At 74.7% G+C, this 7,355-nt stretch carries 7 protein-coding genes and 1 pseudogene; 5 read left to right on the forward strand and 3 right to left on the reverse strand.

Annotated elements, in window-relative coordinates:
* The 5 genes from GCU69_RS04005 to der all read left to right on the forward strand — a co-directional run.
* Positions 1-860: pseudouridine synthase (locus tag GCU69_RS04005; protein WP_156205138.1), on the forward strand; the 860-nt coding region annotated here is incomplete at its 5' end.
* A 372-nt stretch (positions 861-1,232) separates the two neighbouring features.
* The gene (locus GCU69_RS04010; RefSeq protein ID WP_098751190.1) at positions 1,233-2,336 is read left to right on the forward strand and encodes a prephenate dehydrogenase; all 1,104 of its coding nucleotides are present in this window, start codon (positions 1,233-1,235) and stop codon (positions 2,334-2,336) included.
* Positions 2,337-2,594: 258 nt separating this feature from the next.
* Positions 2,595-3,311 (forward strand): (d)CMP kinase, encoded by a 717-nt coding sequence (gene cmk, locus GCU69_RS04015; RefSeq protein ID WP_408055757.1) that lies wholly within the window; start codon positions 2,595-2,597, stop codon positions 3,309-3,311.
* Positions 3,312-3,403: 92 nt separating this feature from the next.
* Positions 3,404-4,000 (forward strand): lysophospholipid acyltransferase family protein, encoded by a 597-nt coding sequence (locus GCU69_RS04020; protein ID WP_098751208.1) that lies wholly within the window; start codon positions 3,404-3,406, stop codon positions 3,998-4,000.
* 68 nt (positions 4,001-4,068) lie between these two features.
* On the forward strand, positions 4,069-5,529 hold the full coding sequence (gene der, locus GCU69_RS04025; protein WP_098751188.1) for a ribosome biogenesis GTPase Der: 1,461 nt from the start codon (positions 4,069-4,071) through the stop codon (positions 5,527-5,529).
* 84 nt (positions 5,530-5,613) lie between these two features.
* On the opposite strand, the gene GCU69_RS04030 is transcribed toward der, so the two are convergent.
* The 3 genes and pseudogenes from GCU69_RS04030 to GCU69_RS33160 all read right to left on the reverse strand — a co-directional run.
* Positions 5,614-5,898, reverse strand: coding sequence for a hypothetical protein (locus tag GCU69_RS04030; protein ID WP_235978205.1), 285 nt, complete (start codon positions 5,896-5,898; stop codon positions 5,614-5,616).
* A gap of 212 nt (positions 5,899-6,110) precedes the next feature.
* A complete protein-coding gene (locus GCU69_RS04035; RefSeq protein ID WP_156205139.1) occupies positions 6,111-6,944 on the reverse strand; it encodes a hypothetical protein in 834 nt (277 codons plus the stop codon).
* Between the two features lie 169 nt (positions 6,945-7,113).
* Positions 7,114-7,355, reverse strand: a pseudogene (locus GCU69_RS33160) (hypothetical protein); the annotation flags it as partial.

The raw sequence follows: 7,355 nt of genomic DNA on the forward strand, positions 1-7,355 counted from the left end.
GCAAGGGCGGCGCCCCGCGCCGTACCGGCCGGGGAGCACCGCCGGCCCGCCCGCGCGAGTACGAGGCGCAGATCGAGGAGCGCAACCGCGCCCGGCACACCAAGCCGCAGGTCCGCACCCCGAAGACCTTCGGGGACCAGGAGGGCGAGCGGCTGCAGAAGGTGCTGGCCCGGGCGGGCATGGGGTCCCGGCGGGCCTGCGAGGAGCTGATCGACCAGCGCCGCGTCGAGGTCAACGGCGAGATCGTGGTCGAGCAGGGGCTGCGGGTCGACCCGCAGAAGGACGAGGTCAAGGTCGACGGACTGACGGTCGCGACCCAGTCGTACCTGTTCTTCGCGCTGAACAAGCCCGCCGGTGTCGTCTCGACGATGGAGGACCCGGACGGCCGCCAGTGCCTCGGTGACTACGTCACCAACCGGGAGACCCGGCTGTTCCACGTCGGCCGGCTGGACACCGAGACCGAGGGCATCATCCTGCTCACCAACCACGGTGAGCTGGCCCACCGGCTCACCCACCCGCGGTACGGCGTGAAGAAGACGTATCTCGCCGCCATCCAGGGCCCCATCCCGCGGGACCTCGGCAAGCAGCTGAAGAGCGGCATCCAGCTCGAGGACGGCTACGCCCGCGCGGACCACTTCCGGGTGGTCGAGAACACGGGCAAGAACTACCTGGTCGAGGTGAGCCTGCACGAGGGCCGCAAGCACATCGTCCGGCGGATGCTGGCGGAGGCCGGGTTCCCGGTCGACAAGCTGGTCCGCACGGCCTTCGGCCCGATCGCGCTGGGCGACCAGAAGTCGGGCTGGCTGCGGCGGCTGACCAACACTGAGGTCGGCATGCTGATGCGCGAGGTCGAGCTGTAGGAGGCCCGCACGGACGGCCCGCACCGATGGGCCCGCACGGACGGGCCCGCACGGACGGCCCGTACCGAGGGCCCGCACCACTCGGGCGGGCCCGTCCCCGGCGGGCCCCGTCTCGCGGGTCGGGCGCCCGCCGCACCCGGCCCGCACGGCTGGCTAGGCTGGATGTGAGCCACGCCCGCTGCCGCCACCGTCCCGCCACGGCCGGCCGGCGGCAGCCGGAAGAAGCCCGGCCGGCGGGCGCCCGGGCCGGCGCACGGCGGAGGCCGTCCGTGCGGCACCGGGAAACCGGTGCGACCGGCGCCCCGTACGCGGCGGGCACGCGGCGCACCGCTGCCGACGGCGGCCGGACGAGAAGAACGCGAGGAGCGAGACGTGAGAACCGCAGTCGTCATCGGCACCGGACTGATCGGCACGTCCTGCGCCCTCGCCCTCTCCGGACGCGGCGTCCGGGTCCACCTCGTGGACCACGACCCGTCCCGGGCCCGCACGGCAGCCGCCCTGGGCGCCGGGACCGACGAGGCGCCGGAAGGCCCCGTCGACCTGGCCGTGGTGGCGGTGCCGCCCGCGAAGGTCGCCGAGACGGTCGCGGACGCGCAGCGCCGGGGCACGGCCCGCGGCTACCTCGACGTCGCCAGCGTCAAGGGCGGCCCGCGCCGGGAGCTGGCGGACCTCGGCTGCGACCTCACCAGCTACCTCGGTACGCACCCGATGGCGGGCCGGGAGCGCTCCGGACCGCTGGCGGCCACGGCGGACCTGTTCGAGGGCAAGCCGTGGGTGCTCACCCCCACACCCGCCACCGCGAGCACCCCGGGCACCGACACCGAGGTGGTGAACCTCGCCCTGGAGCTCGTCTCGCTCTGCCGGGCCGTGCCCGTCCTGATGGACGCGGACGCCCACGACCGGGCCGTCGCGCTGGTCTCGCACACCCCGCAGCTGCTGTCGAGCATGGTCGCGGCGCGGCTGGAGGAGGCCGACGAGAGCGCCGTACGGCTGTGCGGGCAGGGCATCCGGGACGTCACCCGCGTCGCGGCCTCGGATCCGGCCATGTGGATCGAGATCCTGTCCGCGAACCCGGGGCCGGTCGCCGACATCCTCTCGGCGGTCGCCGACGATCTGGACGGGACGGTACGGGCGCTGCGCGCCCTGGAGTCCGCGGACGCGGACAAGCGGCGGGGCGGCGCGACGGGCATCGAGGACGTGCTGACCCGCGGCAACGCCGGCCGCCGGAGGGTGCCGGGCAAGCACGGTGCGGCGCCCGCGGTGTACGAGAGCGTCGGCGTCCTCATCGGCGACCAGCCCGGTGAGCTGGCCAGGATCTTCGCGGACGCCGGCCGGGCCGGGGTCAACATCGAGGACGTGCGGATCGAGCACGCCACCGGTCAGCAGGCGGGCTTTATCCAGCTGATGGTGGAGCCGTCGGCGGCACCGGGTCTGACCGCGGCCCTCCGGGAGCAGGGCTGGTCCATCCGGCAATGACGCGCCGGCCCGGCCGGGGCCCCGGACTCCCACCGGCCCCGGACTCCCCGGGACCCCCGCGGCTCTCCTCCCGGGACACCCGGATTCTCCCGGGACACCCGGAGCCCCGTCCCGCGCCCCCGGCGGACCCCCGTACACCACACGTGTACGGGGCCGCGCCGATGGCCGGTAACCTTGGCCGGAGGCCATTCGGCCCACCCACCGCCGGACCGCGTCCGGGGGACCCGCCACCCGTGCACAAGGAAGGTGTTCGTCACCGTGGAAACCGCCGCCCGGACCGCCCCGGCAGCAGTGATTGTCGCCATCGACGGCCCTTCCGGCACGGGCAAGTCGAGCACCTCCAAGGCCGTGGCGGCGCAGCTCGGCCTGCAGTATCTGGACACCGGCGCCCAGTACCGCGCGATCACCTGGTGGATGCTGAACAACGGCATCGACGTCCATGACGCCGAGGCCGTGGCCGCGGCGGCCGACAAGCCCGCGATCATCTCCGGCACCGACCCGCGGACGCCCACGATCACGGTCGACGGCGCCGACGCCTCCGGCCCGATCCGTACCCAGCAGGTCACCTCCGCCGTCAGCGCCGTCAGCGCCGTCCCGGAGGTCCGGGCCCGGCTCACCGAGCTGCAGCGCACCATCGCCCGGAGCGCCGAGCGCGGCGTCGTCGTCGAGGGCCGGGACATCGGTACGACGGTCCTTCCCGACGCCGATCTGAAGGTCTTCCTGACCGCGTCCGCCGAGGCGCGGGCGGCCCGCCGCAGCGGCGAGCTGACCGGCAAGGAGGCCACGGACCTGGCCGCGACCCGGGAAGCGCTCGTCAAGCGGGACGCGGCCGACTCCGGCCGCAAGACCTCGCCGCTGGCCAAGGCCGCCGACGCGGACGAGGTGGACACCACCGAGCTCACCCTGGAGCAGGTCGTGGAGTGCGTCGTCACCCTCGTCGAGAAGGCCGCGCGCCGTGCGGGGCAGACGGCGTGACCACGGCGCGGACCCCGGCCGCGCGCGCGGCCACCGGCGCGCCGGCCTCGCCGGCGGGCGCGGAGGTGGGCCGCCGGATCGGCGTCGGGCTGATGTACGGCCTGTGGAAGCCGCGGGTGCTCGGCGCGTGGCGGATGCCGGCGACGGGACCGGTGGTTCTCGCCGTCAACCACTCCCACATGATCGACGGTCCGATGCTGATGGGCACCGCGCCGCGGCCGGTGCACTTCCTGATCAAGAAAGAGGCCTTCGTCGGCCCCCTGGACCCGTTCCTGCGCCGCATCGGGCAGCTCAAGGTGGACCGTACGGTGGCCGACCGGGCGGCGATCACGGGCGCTCTCGGGGTGCTGGAGCGCGGCGGGGTGCTGGGGATCTTCCCCGAAGGCACCCGCGGCGAGGGTGACTTCGCCTCGCTGCGCGCCGGGCTGGCCTACTTCGCGGTGCGTTCGCAGGCGCCGATCGTGCCGGTGGCCGTGCTCGGCAGCAAGGACCGGCCGGGGCGGCTGATACCGGCCCTGCCGCCGCTGCGCAGCCGGGTCGACGTGGTCTTCGGGGACCCGTTCCCGGCCGCGGAGGACGCGGACGGCCCGGCGAAGCGCACCCGGGCGGCCCTGGACGCGGCGACCCTGCGGATCCAGGAACGGCTCAGCGGGCATCTGGCCGAGGCCAGGCGCATCACCGGCCGCTGAGCCGGACACGACTTCTCAGGCGGGCCGCAAGAGGCCGGCCGCAGACGATGAACGAGGAAACAGACTTCATGGACGACCAGAACCACGACGGCGACGAGCACGGTGAGCTTGGCGACGCCGAGTACGCGGAGTTCATGGAGCTCGCCGCCCAGGAGGGCTTCGACCCGGAGCAGGTGGAGAGCGATCTCGCCGCAGCCGGTCACGGCCCGCTGCCGGTGCTCGCCGTCGTCGGGCGGCCGAATGTCGGCAAGTCGACGCTGGTGAACAGGATCATCGGCCGGCGTGAGGCCGTGGTGGAGGACAAGCCGGGCGTCACCCGGGACCGGGTGACGTACGAGGCCGAGTGGGCCGGGCGGCGCTTCAAGGTGGTTGACACCGGTGGCTGGGAGCAGGACGTCCTCGGCATCGACGCGTCCGTCGCCGCGCAGGCCGAGTTCGCGATCGAGGCCGCCGACGCGGTGGTCTTCGTGGTCGACTCCACGGTCGGCGCGACCGACACCGACGAGGCCGTCGTCAAGCTGCTGCGGCGGGCGGGCAAGCCCGTCGTGCTCTGCGCCAACAAGGTCGACGGCCCCTCCGGCGAGGCGGACGCCGCCGCGCTCTGGTCCCTCGGCCTCGGCGAGCCCTTCCCGGTCTCCTCGCTGCACGGGCGCGGCACCGGCGACCTGCTCGACGCGGTGCTGGAAGCGCTGCCCGAGGCACCCGCGCAGACCTTCGGGGCCGGCCTCGGCGGGCCGCGCCGGATCGCTCTCATCGGCCGGCCGAACGTCGGCAAGTCCTCGCTGCTGAACAAGGTCGCGCGCGAGGAGCGCGTGGTCGTCAACGAGCAGGCGGGCACCACCCGGGACCCGGTCGACGAGCTGATCGAACTCGGCGGCGTCACCTGGAAGTTCGTCGACACCGCGGGCATCCGCCGCCGGGTGCACCTCCAGGAGGGCGCGGACTACTACGCCTCGCTGCGCACCGCCGCCGCGCTGGAGAAGGCCGAGGTCGCGGTCGTCCTGATCGACGCCAGTGAGACCATCAGCGTCCAGGACACCCGCATCATCAGCATGGCCGTCGAGGCCGGGCGCGCCGTCGTCATCGCGTACAACAAGTGGGACACGATCGACGAGGAGCGGCGCTACTACCTGGAGCGGGAGATCGAACGGGACCTGGTGCAGGTCCGCTGGGCACCGCGGGTGAACGTCTCGGCGCTCACCGGCCGGCACATGGAGAAGCTGGTCCCCGCGATCGAGACGGCCCTCGCCGGCTGGGAGACCCGGGTCCCGACCGGGCGGCTGAACGCCTTCCTCGGCGAGATCGTCGCGTCCCACCCGCACCCGATCCGCGGCGGCAAGCAGCCCCGCATTCTGTTCGGCACCCAGGCGGGGACCCGGCCGCCGCGCTTCGTGCTGTTCGCCTCGGGCTTCCTGGAGGCGAGCTACCGCCGCTTCATCGAGCGGCGGCTGCGCGAGGAGTTCGGCTTCGAGGGGACGCCGATCCACATCTCGGTGCGGGTGCGGGAGAAGCGCGGCCGCAAGAAGTGACGGCGGGCGGCCCGGCGGACGCCAGGAGGCGCGCCGGGCCGTCCGCCGGACGCCGGTCCGGGGGCCGCGGCCGGGCCGGTGGTCTCAGGAGTGGCCCCGGTTGTCCCGGGGTCCCGGCGGCAGCGCTCTCGGGGCGTTCCGCCGGCGGTGGCGGCGCTCCGGCTCCGGTGCTCCCGGGTGGTCCCAGGCGCCGCGGGGCTCGCGGTTGCCGAACGGGGTGAATCCGAGGTCCTCCTCGCCGGATCGGTCTCCGGGCAGGGCGCGGAAGGCCCGGCGGTACTCGGAGTAGAGCGAGTCGTAGATCGGGGTCGGCGACTGCTGGCGGCCGCTGCCGCTGCCGCCGGTCGAGGCTTCGTACGCCGGGCGCATGCCGGGGATGTGGTGAGGGTACGGGAGCCGGGCTGGGGGGTCGTATGAGTGCACGTATCTGCCAACGACCCGGACGCCGGACGGATGCGGGCAGGCGTTGAAAAGGCCTGTTGAAGACGGGTTTTGCGGCGGAGTGCCGGACGGCGGGCGCGGGGGAACCGCCGAACGGGCGGTTCCCGGGGCCGAATCGGGGCGGGGGCCCGGGTCGCCGTTCATGTGCCGGCCAGCGGCATCACCGCGGCCACCAGCACGCCCGCGGCGGCGGCCTTGTCCAACGCCTCGCGCAGCACGTCCTCGTGCGACTGCTGCCCGATGGAGCCCGCGGGCGCGGCGAACACCAGCACCTGCGACGTCCGGTTGACCGCGTTGCGCCAGCCGTCGGTCACCGGCAGCGGCTGGTGAGCCTGCCACCAGGCGGCCGGTGACTCTCCGGGGGCGCCGGGCTGGAGCAGCGCGTGCAGCCGCCCCATGGCCAGCAGCACGGACCAGCCGGGGAGCACCGGGGGCTCCTGCTCGACGTCGGAGACGGGCATGAAGCCCTGCTCGATGAGGAGCGGCAGGAAGTCGTCCCCGGGACCGTCGGAGCCGGGGCGGGCGATCGGCCCGGTCGGCTCGACCACGAGCGCGGGCCGCACATCGCCGTCGACCAGCACGAGTCCGCTGGTGACACCGATCACCGCCTGCTGGGGGGCGGCCCGGACACCGGCGGGGGCGGGGACGGAGACCTGCCCGGCCGGCGGCTCCGGGGCGGGGGGAGGGGGCGCGCCCTCCTCGCCGGTGATGCTGCGGACCGCGCCCTGCAACTGCTCCTCCGCGACGGGGACGACCTGGGACGGGATGCAGCTGGCGTGGGCGAAGGCGAGCACGGCGGTCTCGTCGCCGACGAACAGCACGGTGCTGGTCCGCTCCTGCTCGGTGTCGCCGGGGGTGCGGCAGGAGGTGCAGTCGTAGCTGCCCGGGGCGTTCTCGCCGGTGAGCAGCCGGTCGGCTTCTTCGTCGCCGATCTCGGCGCGCACGTCATCGCTGACGTCGAGCAAACGCGGCACGGGGAGGCTCCTCGGTCTCGGGGATGGCGGCCGGGCTTTCCCGGCTCATAAGAGGACAACGGGCGAGCCGGGGTCGGGGTCACGCCCGGGAGCCGGGGGAGATGGGCGCCGGGCTGCCGGGGGAGGGCCGCGCGGGAATGCCGGGAGGGGCCGCGCGCAGACCGACGGGTCAGGCCTCCGGGGGGCAGCCGGGACCGGCCTCCGGGCTCCCCGTCCCCGGTCCGTACGGCGACCGGTCCCGGGTGCCGAGACCGGGTACGCACACCGGGCAGGGGTCCAGTTCCGGCAGGGCGGAGCGGCGGACCCGGAAGGCCTGGGGCACGCCGGTGACGAGCGGGCAGTCCGGACGGTGCGCCAGCGTGCCGCCGGGCACCGAGAGCAGCCCTCCCGGGGCCCCGACCGGTTCCGGCC

This window comes from Streptomyces lycii (assembly GCF_009735685.1).
In the GTDB taxonomy this organism is placed as follows: Bacteria; Actinomycetota; Actinomycetes; order Streptomycetales; family Streptomycetaceae; genus Streptomyces; species Streptomyces lycii.

What these genes read in the sequence shown, in the direction of transcription:
- GCU69_RS04020 (WP_098751208.1), top strand. Translation starts at nt 3,404, where the DNA reads ATGTACGGCCTGTGGAAGCCGCGGGTGCTCGGCGCGTGGCGGATGCCG.
- der (WP_098751188.1), top strand. Translation starts at nt 4,069, where the DNA reads ATGGACGACCAGAACCACGACGGCGACGAGCACGGTGAGCTTGGCGAC.
- GCU69_RS04030 (WP_235978205.1), bottom strand. Translation starts at nt 5,898, where the DNA reads ATGCGCCCGGCGTACGAAGCCTCGACCGGCGGCAGCGGCAGCGGCCGC.